The following is a 17,478-nucleotide window of genomic DNA, read 5'->3' as shown; positions in this document are numbered from 1 at the left end:
CAACGGCGCCCAGTCCCACCATAACTCCGGTGTATAATTATGTTGCAAAATATGTTGATTGAGCAACATATTTATGCAACACTACTTGCATGAATTTAGGATATGCACGTGTCAGCACTGACGATCAGGCGACAGCCGCGCAGCTCGATGCCTTGAGTGCGGCGGGGTGCGGGCGCGTCTTCGAGGAGCGCGCTTCAGGTGGCCGTTGGGATCGGCCGGAGTTGCACCGGATGCTCGACCAGCTCCGCGAGGGGGACGTGGTCGTCGTTTGGAAGCTGGACCGTCTCTCGCGGTCTTTGAAAGACCTCCTGGACATCATGGCGAAGATCGACGCCGCTAAGGCGGGGTTTCGCTCTCTCACTGAAGCCATCGACACGACCACCCCTGCCGGGCGCATGATGATGCAGATGGTCGGGGTCTTCGCCGAGTTCGAACGGGAGATGATCCGCGAGCGGACGCGCGCGGGGTTGGAACGGGCGCGTAAGAAGGGCCGTCATCCGGGTCGCAAGCCCAAGCTCTCCGAAGAGCAGCGCCAGGAGATCCGCGAGTTGGTCGCGTCTGGGCGACGTTCCGAAGCAGAAGCCGCCCGTCTCTTCGGGGTTCATCGCTCGACGATCAGCCGTCTGCTTCGGGAGGGCGTCCCCAATGCATCAACTTGAACTCTTCCCACAAGACATCCGCATCGAGAGGGTCGATCCCGACCAAAACATGCACCGCTTCTACCGGCTGCACATCCAGCCAAACCTTTTCGGCGGGGCGAACCTGTTCCGGGAATGGGGGCGGATCGGCACGGCTGGCCATCTAATGGCTGAGCAGTTCGACGATGACGGGCAAGCTGCCGATGCGTTGGTCGCATTTCTGCGAGTGAAAACGCGGCGCGGCTACCGCCCTTAAGCGGGTAGTCCCCCCGTGGTGGTCTCATCCTGATGTATAAAGCGCTGGGCGAGAGGTAGGATCCCTCCCCCTACACGGCCCGGGCCGAGCCTGCGTCCGAACGTAGTGTCCTCAATACTGCTATAGACCTAGTGACGTCGATCCCCGCGGGTGCGGGGGAGCCCCGGGGAATTACTTCCCTGTGCCGTCGTCGTGGGGTCGATCCCCGCGGGTGCGGGGGAGCCTCTTCAGCTCAACTCTCTGAGAAATATATAAATGTCAAAAAGCGGAGTTGTATTTTACGGTGTCTACTTCCGTTTTACGAGTAGAATGCCGTCAGCGTCTACGATCTCCTTAGGCGGTTCGCCCAACATCTCCATCGCCAAGGCGCCCGTGGCCGACGGATCACGCCAGACCATCACGATGGCGCCGCGGCCAAGCACGTCGTACCACCCCGACAGCACAGTCCAGATACGTGTCCGGACACCTGCCGATAAATCTGGCGCAACGTAGATACCGGGCGCGACCTCCAGCATGATCGAGGTGAGAAAGCCCCGATAGCGGGCTTCAACGTCTCGGGTGACGACCATTGTCATCGGCATGGATTGTCCCGCTCAAATGCGTAATCGGTACTCACGGGCCCTCTTCAATCAAGACTTTGATACGCTCGATCATGGCCGGAATGACGCTCTCTTTGGCAAGCGTTTCCCCAGTCAGGCGGCGCGCGATGCGCTCGATGGGCATATCGGGGCGTTCAGCGGCACGTCTTGCGGCTCGGAAGGCGCAGGGCAGCGTCACGGTTTCGCGCCAGAGATCTGCGATATCGAGCACGAAGGATTGCCCCGGATCCTCGTGAATAAAACCTAACTGGGGCACGGTCGCCGTGGCGCTGACGGCGATGGCAGCTGCGGCTTCGACAGCGGAGGCAGCATGGTTGAGTGCCTGGTTGGCCAAGTCGGCAGCCTGCGGATTCGCGCGATCATAGCGACGTCCCTTCCAGGACACGCTGAACCGCTCCGCCATCAGCTTGTAGCTTTCCTTGACGCGGGCCCCTTTGATGCCACGCAAAACATCAAGGGTCCGGTGTGGAAGGACCTCGCCCAAGCGCATTGCATACATGCGGCGGGCGACCATAATTCGCATGTCCTCATCCGCCCATATCCGGGCCTGGAGCCGGGCAAGTCCGGACCGATCCGGGATAAGCGGTGGCGCGGTATAAAGGCGCACGCCGTCCTCGCCCACGGCCGCCAACGCCGTGCGCGCATGGGCCAGCAGGCGAAGCGCATCGTGGCTCACGGTCGAACCTGGACCCAACAAAATCATAGAAACCCCCTGAAGCGGGATGGCATGATCCCCAGACGTCAAAGCGTCGGCACCCATTTCGGACCCGCGTAGAAAGGCGAGCGTGCCGTCGCGGGCGGTCAGCTGGCCACGGGCGAGGTAAAGGAGCCCTGCCCGGTCCCCATGCGGGACCTTGGCGCTGTCGAGACCAAGGCGTCCCTTCAGCACGCGCCTCCCCCCTTCGGGACTGGATTGCCCGGAGGGCGCAGCAGGAGCATGCCGTAGCCGTAAGCTTTGTGCCGGCCAATACCGCGGCGCAGACGGTCAAAGAAAGCTTCGGGATCACGCACGACGAGGGTGCCATGCAGGATCGCGTCCGGCCCCTCGGCACCGTGCCCATTCCCGCGCGCGGCGAGGCTGCGGCGAAATGCGGCCAGGCGAACGTCCTCGATCTCAGCAGCGGTGTGCAAATGATCAGCAAGCCAAGCGGCATAGACAGTTTCGCGGCTGCGCCCCGCCTGAGCCGATGCGGTCCGGTCCGGGTCGCGCAAAATCGCTCCAAGATAAGCATCAACCTCAGAGCCTGCTTTGAACCTGGATTGGGGCTTCCCATGGGGAGCCGGCGGTCCTTCAATGGCAGAGGCAAGCCTGACAACAGGACGCACGCGGACATCGAAGCCAAGACGACGCTCCGCTACCGCAACCTCAGGCATCGGTTTGGTCTTGAGATGCGATAGCGGCAACGCCGCCTCTGCCGCCTCAGACAAAGCGACCGGCGCAGCCGTGTCACGCAGCGTATCCGCATCGGCTGTCGTGTAAGCCCAAAGCGTCCCCGCTCTCGCCCGAGGCGCTACGGCCAGGCGGAACGGCTGCATCGTTCTTGGGCCGAACGCCTCACCTAATAGATGGTGTAATGCTCTGCCTTCGTCGAAAGCGGCGCGGCGTCCTCGGGTCCAACCGCGCTCACCGGCAGCCCGCGCAAGAGCGGATAGGTCAATTGGCAGACGCGCCAGGTGAAGCGTCACAGCCGACCTTCCACGATCGCGCGCGTCCCGCCATGCAGCCCGCTCGACCAGATGCGCTGATCGGCGATGTCCATTGTACGTATTCCGGGTGGTCCGTCCTCCGCGGGCCAAGTGGCGAGACGTGGCTGGTCGCGGTCGAGAGCCCCAAGAGCCTCGTAAACCGTGGCGCCCCAAACCTCTCCAGCCATCAGGGGCTGCGCGGGAAGGCAAGGTTTACGGCCGAGGAAAAGCGGTCGCGCTGGGCGGTCGAGAGCGGCGGCGACATCGTCCAGCGTCGGGATCGCATCGGGCGCGTTGAGTGCCAGAACAATCCGATATTCGGCATCGACGATGTAATCCCGACGACGACGGTGGGGCGCGTCATAGCTGTTGCCCGTTCGTCCCTCAGGCGCGCCGCGCGTTGTCCAGCCGCGATCGGTCTTGGCGAGACGCGCGTTCTGTATGTCCGTCAACCGGTCCCCTGCGCGCATCTCCATCGTTCCAAAACGCAGCCGGTCCTGGAGCGCCTGATGCAGGGCGCGGTCGTCCCAATCCCAGCCAAGTGCGTTACCGATCAGCCCCGTGAGCATTGAGGCGCCAGGCCAGCGTGCCGTAGGGCCGACGTGGTCTATGGCAACGGAGCCAAAGGACATCATCGGCCCGTTTAACCGCAGGATGAGCCAGCGCGTCGTCTCCAAATTCATACCAGGCGCCCTGGAAGAGCGGCTGCCCAGTCAGCGATTTCCTTAAGCGTCCCCGCTTCCGCACCGTCGAAAACGGCATCACTCAGGCTGAGCATCCGGCGCGCCTCGCCCGTGGCATAGGCCCGGTCGAGGGCACAGAGATGCTTCTTCAGCGCATCGGTCGCTGCGGCCATATCTGGATCGCATGGGGTCCGGAATGCCTCGGCCAGGGACCGAGGCTGGCGGTCGCCCGCCTCCAGCAACATCAGGCTCGCGCGACCGTACGGCGCGGTAGAGCCGAGCTTAGCGCCTGGCGATACTTCAGCAATCAGATGGACGAGGTTGTGCAGGACCGCCCCTGCCAGATCGACTGCGGCAGGGCCAAGGTTCTCCATCAGACAAGGTAAATCGACCACGACGTAGCCATAGAAAAGCCCTGAGGTCAGCTCCGTCTCTTGGATGGTGTCGGCGCCAGGCTCGTCCTCGCTAAGGTCATCGACGGCAGTGAAATAGTCAGACTCGCTTTCCTCGGCGTGGACAGTAAATGCATGGGCAACATGGACGGGTGCGGTGATATTCGCTGAGGTATCTGACGTCACCATCCGCCCGAACAATGCCGCTGTCAGCCCACCGGGTAAGGCCACACCCTCACGCATCGCGGCGATGTTTTTCTTGAAGTCCTTGCCCCATTGGGTCGCAGCCGTCGCGGCGGCCTTTGGATCACCTGCGGCCTCTCGCACCAGGCGCTCGGCTTCTGCGCGCAACCAAGCGATTTCCCGATTGCCAAACAGAAGGGTCTGACGGCCTTGCTTGGTGGTTGCCTTGTCGCCGTAAACGGCCTTTTGGAAAGCCGGCTCAATGGCTTTAGCGACGTCTTCGGGCTCGAGGCTGCCCAGTACGAGCTTCGTCACGAGATCGCGTGACCGGAACGCTGCCTCTGCTCCATCGATTGCATGCAGCGCATGCGGATCCTCGGCTGTCCGCCAATGCCGTTTGAGGCATTGCGACGAGACCCGCGTGCGAAGCGCGCCGCCATAGGTCAACCGTTTGGCCAAGCCGCTGTCGTCGCGATTGAGAAGCGCACCCGTGTAGGAGGTCAGCGTATGGATCTGCAAGAAGCGGGGGTCAGGCATCGGCTGTCGTATCCTCGGTTTCGTTCGCGGCGCGCTCAGCACGGTCGAGGCGGCAGTAGTAGGGCTCGGCAAGGGTCTCTGGGCGGTCAGGAACTAGAAAGACCCAAGCGATATCAGGGACCCGCAGGCCTGCATTGACAGGCTTTGACGCAGCCAGGGCCCGGATTGCACGGGTGAGTAGAATGTCTCGCTGTACCCCACGCGCGGCCATGATCTGCGCCAAGCGGCGCTCACTCAGCATCGGGCGTGGTGCGTTGGGCCAGCTGGGGTCACCCCCATCGCAGAGTGCCATCCCCAAGGGGCGGGTCGCTTCGTACAAGTTGCCTCGCTGCTCGGGAGCTCCCTTGGGTGTCAAGATCGCCAATGCGCGTACGATGGGGGCCCACCGATCTGGCCGCTGCGAAAGCTGCGGGCGGGACGCAGCCAGGCGCCAGTAGGCTGGTGCGGCCCCGTCGGCGCCCATGCGCCGCAGCACCGCTAAGGCGCCAGGGTCAAAACTCCTCATTTGCTTCGCAAGCGACAAAGCAATGGCACCGGGATCATCAGACATGCGTCGTCTCCAATAGGCCCTCTTTGTGCAGGACACCCTCAAGTTTGCTTCTCGCGCGCGTCCGGGCGCGTGGCGCGTGGATGCGGGCGCAAGGAACGGTGCCAAAGGCACGGTTCAACTCGGCACGAACCGCTTCGACCAAGGCGTCGCGGAAGGCGCGCGTTGCAGTAGCCTGAGCGTCGGGACTCTCCTCCATCGCAGCAACGCGCGCCCAAAGGTGGTCGAAGAATACACCGTCGACGAGGGCATCCAGCCTGGCGTGGGCTTCCGAGGCGCGCTGGCGTTGCGGTTTGCGGACACCATCATAGAGTCCGCCCGCCGCGTAGAGGGCCACGGCCTCTCGCAATGCGCCGTCAGCGCTCTTAATCTCGGCCAGCTGCGCTTGTGCGACCGTCGACAGCCGTGCGGGCAGGTCCTTTGCGCGGCGTACGGTCTTCGGCATCGGAAGGATGCGCGAGTGCAGCCCGTCCGTCTTGGAGTTTCCCCGCGCTAGGGCCTCCGCAACGATCACCATGTCGCCCGCCACTTCGTCGTCGAGCCGTGCGGCCAAAGGCGCCTTCCAGTCTGCCCCGGACAGCAGATCAACCATGCGTCGATAGTGAAAGCGCCCGCCCTCGCCCAGCGTCAAAGCCTTGGGCTTCGTATCCTTGACGCTGATAGGCGCCCAAGGGTCGTCCAGTACCCCGGCAAAGGCCTTGGCCTCCACCCGCGCAGCCTCGGACGCGGCCCGCTCGGCCCGGATCGTACCGCCCGTCTCCGTCAGCCGGATGCGGCGGCACACCTCAATGGCCAATGGATCCATCTCGCGCACGTCGATCTGGCGTCCTTCCGGCCAGGGCAATGTCCAGAGCAGACTAGGGCCGCCACGTGTCCCAACCGTTGGTGTATTTCGGTTGCGCAAAACAAGGCCGAGATCGCGCCGCCACCAAGCGGACAGATCGGGCCTTCCATCCGATCCAACAGGAGCAAGTCCGAGCATTGTCCGGCTCGACGATCCCCCATTCATCCGAGCGATGCCAAAATTACCGCGACCCCCGTACCCTTCGGACGTCTGAAGCGAGATTAGCGCATAGATCCAGTCCTCGGGTGCTGCGACCGAAGCGACGGCGCCTTTCAAATCGTGGTTCTTAGACGTGATGAGAAGATCGAGTGCATCGGGCGTCGCGACGGGCTCCCACTTTAAGCCACCCGGATCGGGGGGCTGGAGAAAAGCGGGCCGGTCGCGGTCCTGGACGACCAGGGCCCAGTGCTCGGCCACCCCATCCGTGAGGGCAAGCAAAAGGTCGTGCCAAGTGTCTGCGTCCTCTGGAGGCTCAGGTACCCCTGCCCTCTCTAAAGCGAGTGCTGCAAGCTGTACGCGAAACATATGCCACGCCGCGCGCTGATGCGCACGCAGGCGAGGAAAGGAGTCGACCTCATTGAGTGTGAGAGCCGCGAAGAGGCCCGGAAGACTGTGCCAAACACGCGGTTCTGTCGAGAAAATCGGATCTGTAAGAAGGTTCGAGATATGCGGGGTCCTGATATAAAAAATATCGATGTTACAAGTATTTCTGATGCTGAGCGATGGGTGCCGGAGTAAGCAAGCACTGCGATGGGCGGACAGGAAGACAGGTGACGCAGGGCCCATCATGCTGGGGCAAGACAGACGAGATGGGCAGGCCATCCCATCACCTCGCTCACCATTCGATGGATGTCGCCGCCGTCCTAGAAATGCTGTTGGCCCACCCAATCCTCTCCAAACGTGTCGCGGCAGCAGCTGGCGCGCCGCTCGGGTCGCGGGCAACCGGATGGCTTGCCGCCTTCGCGTTCCTGCACGACATCGGCAAACTCTCCCCCAGCTTCCAGGCCAAGGCGTGGCCAAGCGACATCGCGCGCGGAACGCGCAGTCATTTGTCCGAAGGGCTCATCTGGGCGGATCGCCTGCTCGATGGCCAACCATTATTAGACGGGGTGGCTGCGCCGCTGATCGAGCCTCTGATCAAGACGGAAACAGAGGAAGCCTGGTTTGGCGCGCTCTTCGCACACCACGGTCGTCCCCTACCCTTCAACGATGTGGTCCCACCGCACGATCCGCGCGTCGTCTTCCCGGACGCGCCCGGGTATGACTGGCGCGCCGAGGATCGTCGGATGGGCGAGGCCTTGCGTCTTTGGTTTCCCGAGATCGCTATACCGGCGGATGCACTTCGGTCATCCCGGCTCGTGCATCTCTTCGCTGGGCTGCTGGCGCTGGCCGATTGGATCGGCTCCGATGCCCAGGCTTTCCCGCACGTCCTCGATTTCGATCCGGATTACGGCGCCACCGCCCGAGGGAGGGCCGCCAGGGCCCTCTACTCCGTTGGAGTATCAGCACCACCTTGGCCGACGTCTCAACCGAGTTTCGCAGCACTGACCGGGCATCCGGAGCCACAAGGGGTTCAGAAGGCGATCGCCGACGTGCCGTCTTCTGCCAACCTGGTCATTGTTGAGGCGGAAACCGGATCAGGGAAAACCGAGGCAGCGCTGGCCCATTTTGCGCAGCTCAGGTCTGCCGGACGGGTCGACGCACTCTACTTCGCCGTACCGACGCGCGCTGCCGCCGGGCAACTACATAGGCGCGTGCACAAGGCCATGTCTCGCGTGGGCGGACCGGACGCCGTGCTCGCTGTGCCCGGAATGCTGCGCGCCGGAGAAGCGGAAGGGAAAAAGCTACCGGGCTTCCGTGTCCTATGGGACGATGATCGCAATCACTGGGCGGCGGAGCATCCGAGCCGCTTCCTTGCGGCCGCAATCGCGGTTGGAACGATCGACCAGGCCCTATTGGCTGGCCTGAGGATCAAGCACGCGCCACTGCGTGCCGCCGCACTAACGCGCAGCCTTCTGGTAATCGACGAGGTCCATGCCTCGGATGCCTATATGAACGCCATCGCCCGACCGCTCGTCGCAGAACATGTCGCGCTGGGAGGGCACGCGCTGCCGATGTCAGCCACCCTCGGCTCTGGGCAGCGAGCCGCTTGGCTGGGACAGGACACCCCCACGCGCGAGGCTGCCGAAGCGGCTCCCTATCCCACAATCTGGCACGATGCAGCCCGGTCCGAGCCCCTGTGCCCCGACGCCGATACGCGGAGGAAAACAGTCCATCCGATCCCAGTGCCGACCATGGATCCAGCTGAGGCCGCACGGCGCGCCATAGAGGCTGCAGCATGCGGGGCCCGTGTCTTGGTTATCCGCAACACAGTCGACAGTGCCGTCGAAACCTGGCAGCACGTGACCGCCGCCCAGCCCGATCTTTGCCTAACCGTCGCAGGCCGCCCTACCCTGCATCACGCGCGCTTTGCAGCGGAAGACCGCCACGCGCTTGATGCCGCCGTAGAGAACGCGCTGGGCCGCGGCGCAACCGAGTCTGGGGTGGTCGTCATCGGGACGCAGACGCTGGAGCAGTCGCTTGATATCGATGCCGACGTGCTGATCACCGACCTCTGCCCAATGGACGTGCTGCTCCAACGCGTCGGGCGACTGCACCGTCATGTGGATAGGGTCAGACCTCCCGGATTCGAAGCAGCATACGTGCAGGTCATGGTTCCGGAAGGTGGGCTCGCGCCGTTGGCGATTGGCCCACGATACGAGAACGGCCTTGGAGCTTGGCGCGTCGCGGGAGGATATGGCGGGATTTACCTCGATCTCAGGGTTCTAGAACTGACCCGCCGCTGCGTGACCGGCGAGACTCCGTGGCGGATCCCCTCCGACAACCGACACCTCGTCGAGACGGCGACCCATCCCGACGCACTCAGCGAAGTCGAGACTGAGATGGGTTGGTCGGAGTATGGGATACAGATCGACGCGAAGGCCTTAGCAGAAGGCCGTGCCGGCGGACTCGTCACCCTCGACCGCGCCAAACCCTTTCCATCCACCTTCCCTGACGTTGATGAGACTGTCCAAACGCGCCTGGGCGCCCGCGGTCCGAACTTCGCTTTACCCAACGGCACGGTCGGGCCATTCGGAACACCGATCTCGACAATCGCACCCCCGGCACATTGGTGCCTTGGTCTGAGCGGTGACGAGCCTGTGGAAGTCTCCAATTTTGGAACAGCCCTTCGCTTCGTCATCAAAGACAAAGCCTTCCTCTACCAGGATAGCGGCCTATCAGAACTCAAGGACCCGTTCTAGCCGGGGCCAATCCTTCATAATTCCAATGCGGGTACGTTTCATCGGAGAAGAACAGGGACCGATTATTGGCCGGCGTGGTCTCAGTGGTATTGTCGTGGGCGTCCAAATTGACCCCCTCGTCCTCATTTATTGATGGGACACAGTCACTCACCCTCGTTCACAAAGAGCCTTGCGGAGCAATGTCTCCGAAGAGGCGAGACGATGTCGCGCCACGCGTTCTTGCGACCGATGATGCACAACGCGACGAGTCAGGACAGCGGCCGATCAGTTGTAATAAAGAAGTCGGCTGCCTGCATCCGTGGAGGGTGGACTCGACACGGACTCAAGTCCGTAATCGTTTGTCATTATTTACATAAATCCGGATCAAGTGCGCTGAGATCGGCATTCTTGCTCATACGACCGATGTGCCCATAGCATGGATGCTTTCTTCATGTTCCCTTTGCCCTCCTGTGTTCGCGCTGCCCCGTCTATGGATCGACTTCACCCCCGAAGAACACAAACAAGCTAAACACCAAGGCGCCCTAAGGAGGCCGAGTATGAATGAGTCCTTCCTTAAGCCAACCCTCGGTAACATGGCAAAGGATGGGTTGGTCGCCACCTGCAACGACCGCGTGAGGCCGAGATTCGACAATGCCTGGGGCGAAGAGCCGTCCACGAAGCAAGCCGCTGATGTCCGTCTTCCGACGCGTTTGAAAGCGGGATGATGCTGCCACAGATTGCAACGCCATAGTTCCTCCCGTCGGAAGACGACTAACGGAGCATTAGGGCCTGCTTGGAACCATCATTTCCGACGGGTGGTGGCCCAAGCAAGCCAACACTTACCTCCAGAAGCAGAACCTTGCAGCGAAGCGACTTGCGATGGGTACGCAGCAAAATGCGAAATTTGCCCGGCCCCAGGACGTGCATGTCTTGCGCGACGTACCGCACTAGGCGGTCGGCGATCAGCCGACCATCCTTTCGGTCCTTAATGACTGAATGGACCTCACGAACCGACTGTTGGGCCACCTATGACACCAGGTGACCCCATTCGCGGCGACAGGCGTTCATGGATAGCAACCCACGCCTCCGAAAAGACTGCCGCAGCAACGCCCTTCAAAAGATGAGGATATCGTCGACGGCAATGCTCCCTCCGAGAGACACAACGGGCTTCAGGCCGCCAGGCCCTGACCCGTCCGTGTCCAACAGCAAGGTCCCTGTCCGCCCGTCAAAGCCAGCACGCCCCTCCCGGAGGAGAGCGAGCGCTGTCTCTTGGGTGAGGGCCCGCGGCGACGTACTCGCCTCGCCAAGGCCTAGCAATCTGTCGTCGATGGCCAGCCGGTCCCCCGGGCCGAAGTCCTGGATCTCGATCCGCGAGTCTCGCCCCAGCAAGACAAAGACATCGGCCCCTGCCCCGCCCTGCATCGTGTCCTGGCCGCCGCCGCCAATCAGAACATTCGACCCAGCATTCCCGATCAGGGTATTCGCGACAGACGTGCCCACAAGCCGGATATCGTCCGTGCCCAAGGCCACCAGCCGCTCCACCTCTTGCTGTCCGGCGCTGAAATCGACCGAGGTGCGCACCTCATCAAACCCGCCGCCGGGGTCTTCGAACACCCGGTCGCGCAGGTCGTCAATGATATAGACGTCGTCACCGATCCCCCCTTCCAGCCGGTCGCCCCCTGCCCCGCCGTCCAGGGTATCGTTGCCCGGACCGCCCAACAGGCTGTCATCCCCGCCCGCACCATTGATGGTGTTGTCCAACGCCCCGCCTTGGATGGTATCGGGCCCCATGCCGCCCTGGATCTCCGTCTCAGAGTCCCAGGTCAGGGCGCTGCCCGTCGGCTCAAAGACCGGCGCTGAGGCGAAAAACATGGACGCTTGCTGGAACTGCATGATGCCGCCAGGCACCTGCAACAAGCCGTCGGCGGGGTTGCTCAGGTTATAGGGCACACCCGGAGCGCCGTCGTTGAAGACACGCTCAAAGAAGGGTTGAAAGGCGTTCCCCTCATCCAGAGCTTCGGTCGTAAAGTAGCTGACCGCCAAGGCCGTGCCCCCCGCCACCGCCCCGACCAAGATCGCCGGTCCGCCCAGCGTGATGATCAGCCCTCCGGCTACAATCGCGGCGACACCGCCGGCGGCACGTCCCACCAACTCCGAGACCAGCGTGTCGGCCAACTCGACCAGGTCCCCCTGATCGGGTCCATCGACGCGGGTGTTCAATTCATACTCCACCGCGGCCCCGACGACGGGGAGCGCTCGGTCCAACTTGCCGAACAGCGTCGTCACTTTGTTCACAAGGTCTGCGTTGCGCAGGGCCAAGTTGTCGAACCCAACGTCTCCCAACTCCGACAGGAAGAACGGGCTGATCCGCACGTCCTGTCTCAGCTCGGCAGAGATCGCACCGAAGGTCGATAACTCCTGCATGGCGTTTGCAATGCTGATGGAGCGAAGGGCTTTGCCTACACGCTCTCCGCCATCAGCAACCAATCCGGCATAGTCGATGACCTGCGTGACGTTCTCAGTGTCGACGGCCTGCGCCTCGACAAGCGCGTCGCGCAGATCGCGGGCCACCTCTGCTTCGGTCACGGCGGGTGTCGACGGGTCGGTGTTGACGATCGCTGCCGTCACCTCGCCCGCGAAAAAGAAACTGTCGGTGACCTCCACCCAACTGACCAAGGCATTGCGCCCGTCAATGGCTGTGACCGCTGGGACCCCCTGCCCTTCGGTTACCTCACCGGCCAAGAGGATGTCCTGCCCCAGCGTCCCATCGGCGGCGACCACACGGGCCACCACATCCGTTGGCCGACCAAAGGCGCGATCCTCCCAGGCGGCGATGATCGTGCCGTCCTCCAGGGCTGTCAGCGCGTGGTCGAAAAAGGACGTCTGCGGGACATCCGTCAAAGTCGTCAAAGGCCCAACGGCGACGCCCGTCGCATCAAAGCGTTGGAGGACCAAGGAATAGGCGCTATCCGCCCCCTGCCCCTCATCTTGTGACCAAGCGACAGCAAATCCAGCGTTCGGCAAATCGGTCACTGAGACCTCAGCAGCGCCGATACCCTCCGGCAAAAGGTATGCGAAACTGTCACCGACCGGCGTGCCATCGGACAGAAAGGATTGACCGGCAAGGCCGTTTCCAAACTCCCAAATGGCGGTGAAGGTATCGGCAGCTGTCATGGCAACGGAGACGTCCCCGCCCGAAGAGCCAAGTCGGATCGGATCGCCAATGGGTTGCGCGGTCCGACCATCGAAGATTTGGACGTCCCGCCGGAACGGTGAAGAGGCGTCGTCTGCCGACACAAAGGACCCATAGGCCACGGCGTAGCGATCCGACCCAAGTGCTGTGACCTCAACATCATCAACCTGACGATCTGCCACCACGACCACCGGATCTGTAAGGGCCGTGCCATCACGGTTGAAAACCTGCGTCACCACCCGACCCGTGATCGGACCATCAAAGACGTCGTCATCCTCGTACCACGCCAGAGCAATGGCATCCTGGCCTATGGCATCCAGCCCAATCCATTCCGCTGACAAAAGCCCGGCGTTGGGCGTTCGTGCGCCGGGCGCAGCCGTGAAAGCTCCGGTCGCAGACGGAAGATCAAACGGCGCAACATCCTGCACCCGGAGCCCTGCCTGCGTCAGCCACCCGAGAACGACGGACCCATCTTGTAAACCAGCGGACACGAGCGCCTGCGTGGCGTCTGGCCCCTGCTGATCCAAACGTATGGGCGCCCCAAGACTACGTGCCACAACAACATCCTCCACCTGTGGAGGGCGACCCTATCGCGCGAGACGTCTGACGCAACGGAAAGCGCGCTCGGCGTGAGGATGAACGTCGCAATGAAGCGACGAGGCAACGCGTCGTGGCGTGCGTCGGGTCACAGCCAGACGGGGCAAGGCCCGAATTATCACGCATTTTCAGGCCCGTATACGTCGATTGCCAGTTGGCAATCGAACCGGCGTCAGCCCTTGGAGCGCTCCGCTTCATGGGCATCGAGGAACTGGACGAAGGCCGCCTCTAACGCGGATCGGCTCATGCTGTCGCTAAACTCCAGCGTCGTTTTGCGGCCTTTCCGCGTGCATTTGACCCCGGACTCACTGGCGTTTCGGCGGAACACGCGGGGCTTGGCCGCAGCGGTGCGCGGGGGTTTGGTGACCGCTAGGAGTCGTTTCATCACCTCGGCCGCAGGCGCCCCCTGCCCCGCCAGCGCCCGCGCCTCGGCCAGCATGGCCGCCTGCGTCTCAGGCCGACCAAGGGCGGGCTTGAGCGCCCGTGCATGGGCCTCCCGCAAATCGCGGATGCTGGCGAAGGCGGCGACGATCTCTTGCGGCAAGCGGGCTAATTGCAGGAACCGGGACAGGTAGGCCGGCGACATCTCAAGCCGGGCGGCCATCGCCTTCTGCTCTCCGTTGTAATAGCGATCCACGGCATCCAAATAATCGACCGCCCGCTCATAATCGGAGATATCCTCTCGGTCCCGGTTCTCGATATCGGCAAGGCGAAAGGCCGCCTCGTCGGTCAGGTCGCGCACCTCGATCAAATAACCGATGTCGGGGTGCCCATTGGCCCGCAGCCAACTGACCGCAAAGTGACGCCGGGCGCCGCAAATCACTTCGTAGGGCGTGTCCACCTCGCCAGTTTCGCGCACGATGGCGGGAAACTCCTGCCGCCCCTGGCTGCGGATTCCGTCGATCAACTCGCGGCAGGTGTCTTGGGTCAGCAGGTCATAGTCGCGGTTGTGCCGCGCCCAGAGGCGCGCGCGCGCGGGGTCGATCCGGCGCAGGACCTTCTCTTCCAACTCGCCAGACAGACGCTCCGCCACACGATTAGAACGCTGCAGAAACCGCGCACCAGCCCGGTCACGGGGGACCGCCTCATCACCCAGGCCCGACAGAACGTCGTCAAAAACGGCGGAATGCTTCTTGCTCATAGAACACCCTCTTTCCGAAGACCCGCGTGATGGCTGGGCCAGGTTTTGCGGATCAACGTTTCCACTTCGCGACCGATCGCATCGAGGTAGACGCGACACCGCTTGTGTGTCTCCGTCCGCGTCTGTGGGCCGGTCAGCTCGTAGACGGTGGACAGGTTCGCTGTCGCGTTATCAATCTCGGCCGAGTCCTTGAGAATGGCGGTGAGCATATCCGAGGGAAAGACCGTATCCATCATGCGCTTGATGGCGACATGGGCGCTTTTCTGATCGTTCATCTTGGTCGCCAGGATCTTGACGAAGCTATAGTCGCGCGTGCCTCCGTGGCGTCCGATCTCGGCCAGGGTGGCGCCCATCATCTTCAGGAAATGCGCTGTGGAGCCGAAGTCGATGTTGTTCGGCGGGGCAGGGATCAACAGGGCGTTTGCCGCCCGCAAAACCGACAGAGAAATCATGCCGAGGGCAGGGGGTGGATCCAGAAGGATGACGTCAAACCCGTCCTGGATCGTCTCAATCCCTTCTCGCAACCTGTCCAACACCAGCGTTTGTTCACGGGCCATCCGGGCCGCAAACTCATATTCCGCGTCGTAGAGGCCCAGGTTCGCCGGGATCAAAGCAATGCCCGGCCAGTAGGTGGCCCGCAGAGCATAGTGCAGCGACGGCGGGCCCCCATGTCGGAAGAACGGGTAGAGCGTGTCCTCGGTCTCATCCACGTCGACGTCTGGGTTCAGGCCAAAGATCGCGGTGGTCGAGGCCTGGCTATCGCAGTCAATGACGCAGACCCGATACCCCTTGAGCGCCAGGTTCTGCGCCAGATGGGTCACGACCGTTGATTTGCCGACCCCGCCTTTGAAGTTCTGCACCGCCAGGACACAGGGCGGATCGTCTGCTGCCCGATGGGGTAGGGTGCCAAACACACCGCGCATAGCGTTCACTTGGGAGAGGGAATAGCCCGTGCGTCGATTGGTGGTCGGGTCCTTGTCCGGTTCCGGCAGCCTACCATCGGCCTCCGCGTCGCGGATGGCTTTCTCAGTTCGACCGACCATGTCCGCCGCCGTGCGGACATTGAAGGACAGGTCTAGGGTTTTTTCCGTGCCGGGAGCATAGAGCCGATCCCGCAATCGTTCGATGACTGTTGACGCGCGGGTTGAGAGCCTGTCGAGATCGTCCAGGTCCACGCCCGGAATAGGCAAATCCATGGTCTGTATCCCATACTATGGCCGGACATAGTATGGAAGATAAGACGTCTTCCCCACAAGTGCGGTTTTTCGCGGTGATACCTGGGAAATCCGATATACCGAATGGGTTTGGCCGAAGTCTGGTAGGACATGGGCCCCTGCCGGCCAGATCCATCTGTTTGGCGGATGTGCGGCCTTTCAGTTTAGAGTTATCCACAGATACCCGAAATAAAAAACCGCTTCTTTGATTCTAAAAGTTCTTGTGTTCATGTCCCCTAAAACATTGATGTAGTGTTTTTTTTCTGTCGGTTTCTTACAGATTGGGTGCGTGACGATACGTTTCGGGTGAGTATCTGCTACGTCTCGGGTGATTAAACCTTACACATTGGGTGGGATGTTGAAGCCCGAATCGCTCGATCCGTGGCCGGCGTGAAAACCCCTTGTTTTTCGATGTGTTATGGTCACCTGGTACGAATCGTTGGGCAAACCTGCCGGATGGTTTCGCTTACATATCGGGTGGGTTGGGGCCGATAGACGCCGGGTCGTTTCATGTATAACATACGTCCAGGGCCGACATCTGTAAGGGATCTACGTAAGTTATGACCAAGCCGCCCCGAACCTATCGGACCTTGGATGCCCGTCCAAGCGGGGACAGTCTGATCAAGCCGGGTGAGCTTGTGGATGTGGTCGAGGTGACCCCGCTAACATTGGCGGATCGTCGCATCTACAATCTGCTGCTGGAAAATGCCTGGGATGCCATCGACAAGCCAGTGACCCATGTCATCGCGAAAACGCTGCTGCGGGGCTCCCACAACTCGAACGACCGGATTGGCGCGTCGGTGGAGCGCTTGATGAGCGCCATCGTCAAAGTCGAGGTCGTCTGGGATGGAGAGCCCGCGATTGAGCGGGTTCAACTGCTGGGGGGCAATATCGAGACGCTGCGGTCAGATGGCCTGTTGGAATATGAAATCCCGTCGCGTTTGCGAAAGATCATCCGAAACTCGACCGTCTTTGCCCGTCTTCAGCGGGAGGTCATGTTCGCACTGACGTCGAAGTACGCGCTGACTCTTTATGAGATGGTGCAAAAGCGCGGCAACCTGCGTTGGCGCGCGTCCGACCGTTTCACCTTGGAAGAACTGCGGGGCATTCTGGGTGTTCCCAAGGGGAAGCTGACGTCTTGGTCCAATTTGAAGTTGCGCGCGATTGAGCCCGCTGTGGCAGAGGTCAATCAACTGTCCGACTACGTGGTTGAGATCGCGCCGATCAAGACAGGACGGCGCGTGACCCATGTGGAACTGCGCTGGTGGAAAAAGGATGGCGAAGGGCAGGGCGCTGCGGAGCGGGAATTGGCCTCCTCCCGCGTGGGACGGGAACAGCGGCGCAAGGAAGCGGAGGCAGAGGCCGACGGCCTCAAGCCGCGACCGGCTTGGTTAGACGCAAAGGGGGCGTCGTTGCAGACGACCACCTATGAGACGGCGCGCCTCAGGTTTCCGGGCTATGACATCTACTTTGTGGAGGCCGAATGGCGCGCCTGGGCCGCCACGCGGGAGGCACCCCGCGACGCGGATGCCGCGTTTCTCGCTTTCTTCCGGACCTACGCCGAACGACATCCGCTGTAGCCGATTGCCAGTTGGCAATCGTTGGCGACGGGGCAGGGGGTGTCCCAAGACGACGGGCATTGCGAGACCCGTAATTGTGACCTATATGTTGGTCATAACCCCGGAGG

The 17,478-nt window shown here is 62.2% G+C and carries 14 protein-coding genes; 4 read left to right on the top strand and 10 right to left on the bottom strand.

The window, feature by feature from the left end; genetic code table 11:
- The first annotated feature begins 89 nt into the window (after window positions 1–89).
- Complete coding sequence (locus K5R33_RS18525) at window positions 90–659, top strand: recombinase family protein (RefSeq protein ID WP_220750576.1); 570 nt, start codon at window positions 90–92, stop codon at window positions 657–659.
- Window positions 646–894, top strand: a complete 249-nt coding sequence (locus tag K5R33_RS18520) for a WGR domain-containing protein (RefSeq protein ID WP_220750575.1) — start codon at window positions 646–648, stop codon at window positions 892–894. Before K5R33_RS18525 ends, K5R33_RS18520 begins: the two co-directional genes overlap by 14 nt.
- 287 nt (window positions 895–1,181) lie before the next feature.
- On the opposite strand, the gene cas2e is transcribed toward K5R33_RS18520, so the two are convergent.
- From cas2e to K5R33_RS18485, 7 genes are read right to left on the bottom strand one after another with little or no spacing between them, the layout of a single operon-like run.
- Window positions 1,182–1,475: a type I-E CRISPR-associated endoribonuclease Cas2e gene (gene cas2e, locus K5R33_RS18515; protein WP_220750574.1), complete on the bottom strand. Its 294-nt coding sequence runs from the start codon at window positions 1,473–1,475 to the stop codon at window positions 1,182–1,184.
- Between the two features lie 31 nt (window positions 1,476–1,506).
- On the bottom strand, window positions 1,507–2,382 hold the full coding sequence (gene cas1e / locus K5R33_RS18510) for a type I-E CRISPR-associated endonuclease Cas1e (protein ID WP_220750573.1): 876 nt from the start codon (window positions 2,380–2,382) through the stop codon (window positions 1,507–1,509).
- Window positions 2,376–3,179 (bottom strand): type I-E CRISPR-associated protein Cas6/Cse3/CasE, encoded by an 804-nt coding sequence (locus K5R33_RS18505; RefSeq protein WP_220750572.1) that lies wholly within the window; start codon window positions 3,177–3,179, stop codon window positions 2,376–2,378. Before K5R33_RS18505 ends, cas1e begins: the two co-directional genes overlap by 7 nt.
- Window positions 3,176–3,862, bottom strand: coding sequence for a type I-E CRISPR-associated protein Cas5/CasD (gene cas5e, locus K5R33_RS18500; protein WP_220750571.1), 687 nt, complete (start codon window positions 3,860–3,862; stop codon window positions 3,176–3,178). The genes K5R33_RS18505 and cas5e overlap by 4 nt, the downstream gene beginning before the upstream one ends.
- Window positions 3,859–4,974: a type I-E CRISPR-associated protein Cas7/Cse4/CasC gene (gene cas7e, locus K5R33_RS18495; RefSeq protein ID WP_220750570.1), complete on the bottom strand. Its 1,116-nt coding sequence runs from the start codon at window positions 4,972–4,974 to the stop codon at window positions 3,859–3,861. The genes cas5e and cas7e overlap by 4 nt, the downstream gene beginning before the upstream one ends.
- Entirely contained in the window at window positions 4,967–5,524 is a 558-nt protein-coding gene (locus K5R33_RS18490) for a hypothetical protein (RefSeq protein WP_220750569.1), read from the bottom strand. The genes cas7e and K5R33_RS18490 overlap by 8 nt, the downstream gene beginning before the upstream one ends.
- On the bottom strand, window positions 5,517–6,782 hold the full coding sequence (locus tag K5R33_RS18485) for a hypothetical protein (RefSeq protein ID WP_220750568.1): 1,266 nt from the start codon (window positions 6,780–6,782) through the stop codon (window positions 5,517–5,519). Before K5R33_RS18485 ends, K5R33_RS18490 begins: the two co-directional genes overlap by 8 nt.
- 305 nt (window positions 6,783–7,087) lie before the next feature.
- Between K5R33_RS18485 and cas3 the strand changes: the two genes are divergently transcribed.
- The gene (gene cas3 / locus K5R33_RS18480) at window positions 7,088–9,667 is read left to right on the top strand and encodes a CRISPR-associated helicase Cas3' (protein ID WP_255576517.1); all 2,580 of its coding nucleotides are present in this window, start codon (window positions 7,088–7,090) and stop codon (window positions 9,665–9,667) included.
- Window positions 9,668–10,759: 1,092 nt separating this feature from the next.
- Here cas3 and K5R33_RS18475 read toward each other — a convergent pair.
- The 3 genes from K5R33_RS18475 to K5R33_RS18465 form a co-directional block, all read right to left on the bottom strand.
- Window positions 10,760–13,396 (bottom strand): calcium-binding protein, encoded by a 2,637-nt coding sequence (locus tag K5R33_RS18475; RefSeq protein WP_220750566.1) that lies wholly within the window; start codon window positions 13,394–13,396, stop codon window positions 10,760–10,762.
- Window positions 13,397–13,608: 212 nt separating this feature from the next.
- Window positions 13,609–14,577, bottom strand: a complete 969-nt coding sequence (locus tag K5R33_RS18470) for a ParB/RepB/Spo0J family partition protein (protein WP_220750565.1) — start codon at window positions 14,575–14,577, stop codon at window positions 13,609–13,611.
- Entirely contained in the window at window positions 14,574–15,773 is a 1,200-nt protein-coding gene (locus K5R33_RS18465; RefSeq protein ID WP_220750564.1) for an AAA family ATPase, read from the bottom strand. Before K5R33_RS18465 ends, K5R33_RS18470 begins: the two co-directional genes overlap by 4 nt.
- A gap of 578 nt (window positions 15,774–16,351) precedes the next feature.
- Here K5R33_RS18465 and K5R33_RS18460 point away from each other — a divergent pair.
- Entirely contained in the window at window positions 16,352–17,371 is a 1,020-nt protein-coding gene (locus K5R33_RS18460) for a replication initiation protein (RefSeq protein WP_220750563.1), read from the top strand.
- Window positions 17,372–17,478: the final 107 nt, after the last annotated feature.

Origin of the sequence: Jannaschia pagri (genome assembly GCF_019655435.1) — a bacterium.
Lineage (GTDB): Bacteria > Pseudomonadota > Alphaproteobacteria > Rhodobacterales > Rhodobacteraceae > Jannaschia > Jannaschia pagri.
Note: the sequence above shows the minus strand (reverse complement) of the source record. Positions and strands in the feature narration are given on the sequence as shown.

Coding starts and splice junctions, on each gene's coding strand:
- K5R33_RS18525 (WP_220750576.1), top strand. CDS start 90: ATGAATTTAGGATATGCACGTGTCAGCACTGACGATCAGGCGACAGCC.
- K5R33_RS18520 (WP_220750575.1), top strand. CDS start 646: ATGCATCAACTTGAACTCTTCCCACAAGACATCCGCATCGAGAGGGTC.
- cas2e (WP_220750574.1), bottom strand. CDS start 1,475: ATGCCGATGACAATGGTCGTCACCCGAGACGTTGAAGCCCGCTATCGG.
- cas5e (WP_220750571.1), bottom strand. CDS start 3,862: ATGAATTTGGAGACGACGCGCTGGCTCATCCTGCGGTTAAACGGGCCG.
- cas7e (WP_220750570.1), bottom strand. CDS start 4,974: ATGCCTGACCCCCGCTTCTTGCAGATCCATACGCTGACCTCCTACACG.
- K5R33_RS18490 (WP_220750569.1), bottom strand. CDS start 5,524: ATGTCTGATGATCCCGGTGCCATTGCTTTGTCGCTTGCGAAGCAAATG.
- cas3 (WP_255576517.1), top strand. CDS start 7,088: ATGGGTGCCGGAGTAAGCAAGCACTGCGATGGGCGGACAGGAAGACAG.
- K5R33_RS18470 (WP_220750565.1), bottom strand. CDS start 14,577: ATGAGCAAGAAGCATTCCGCCGTTTTTGACGACGTTCTGTCGGGCCTG.
- K5R33_RS18465 (WP_220750564.1), bottom strand. CDS start 15,773: ATGGATTTGCCTATTCCGGGCGTGGACCTGGACGATCTCGACAGGCTC.
- K5R33_RS18460 (WP_220750563.1), top strand. CDS start 16,352: ATGACCAAGCCGCCCCGAACCTATCGGACCTTGGATGCCCGTCCAAGC.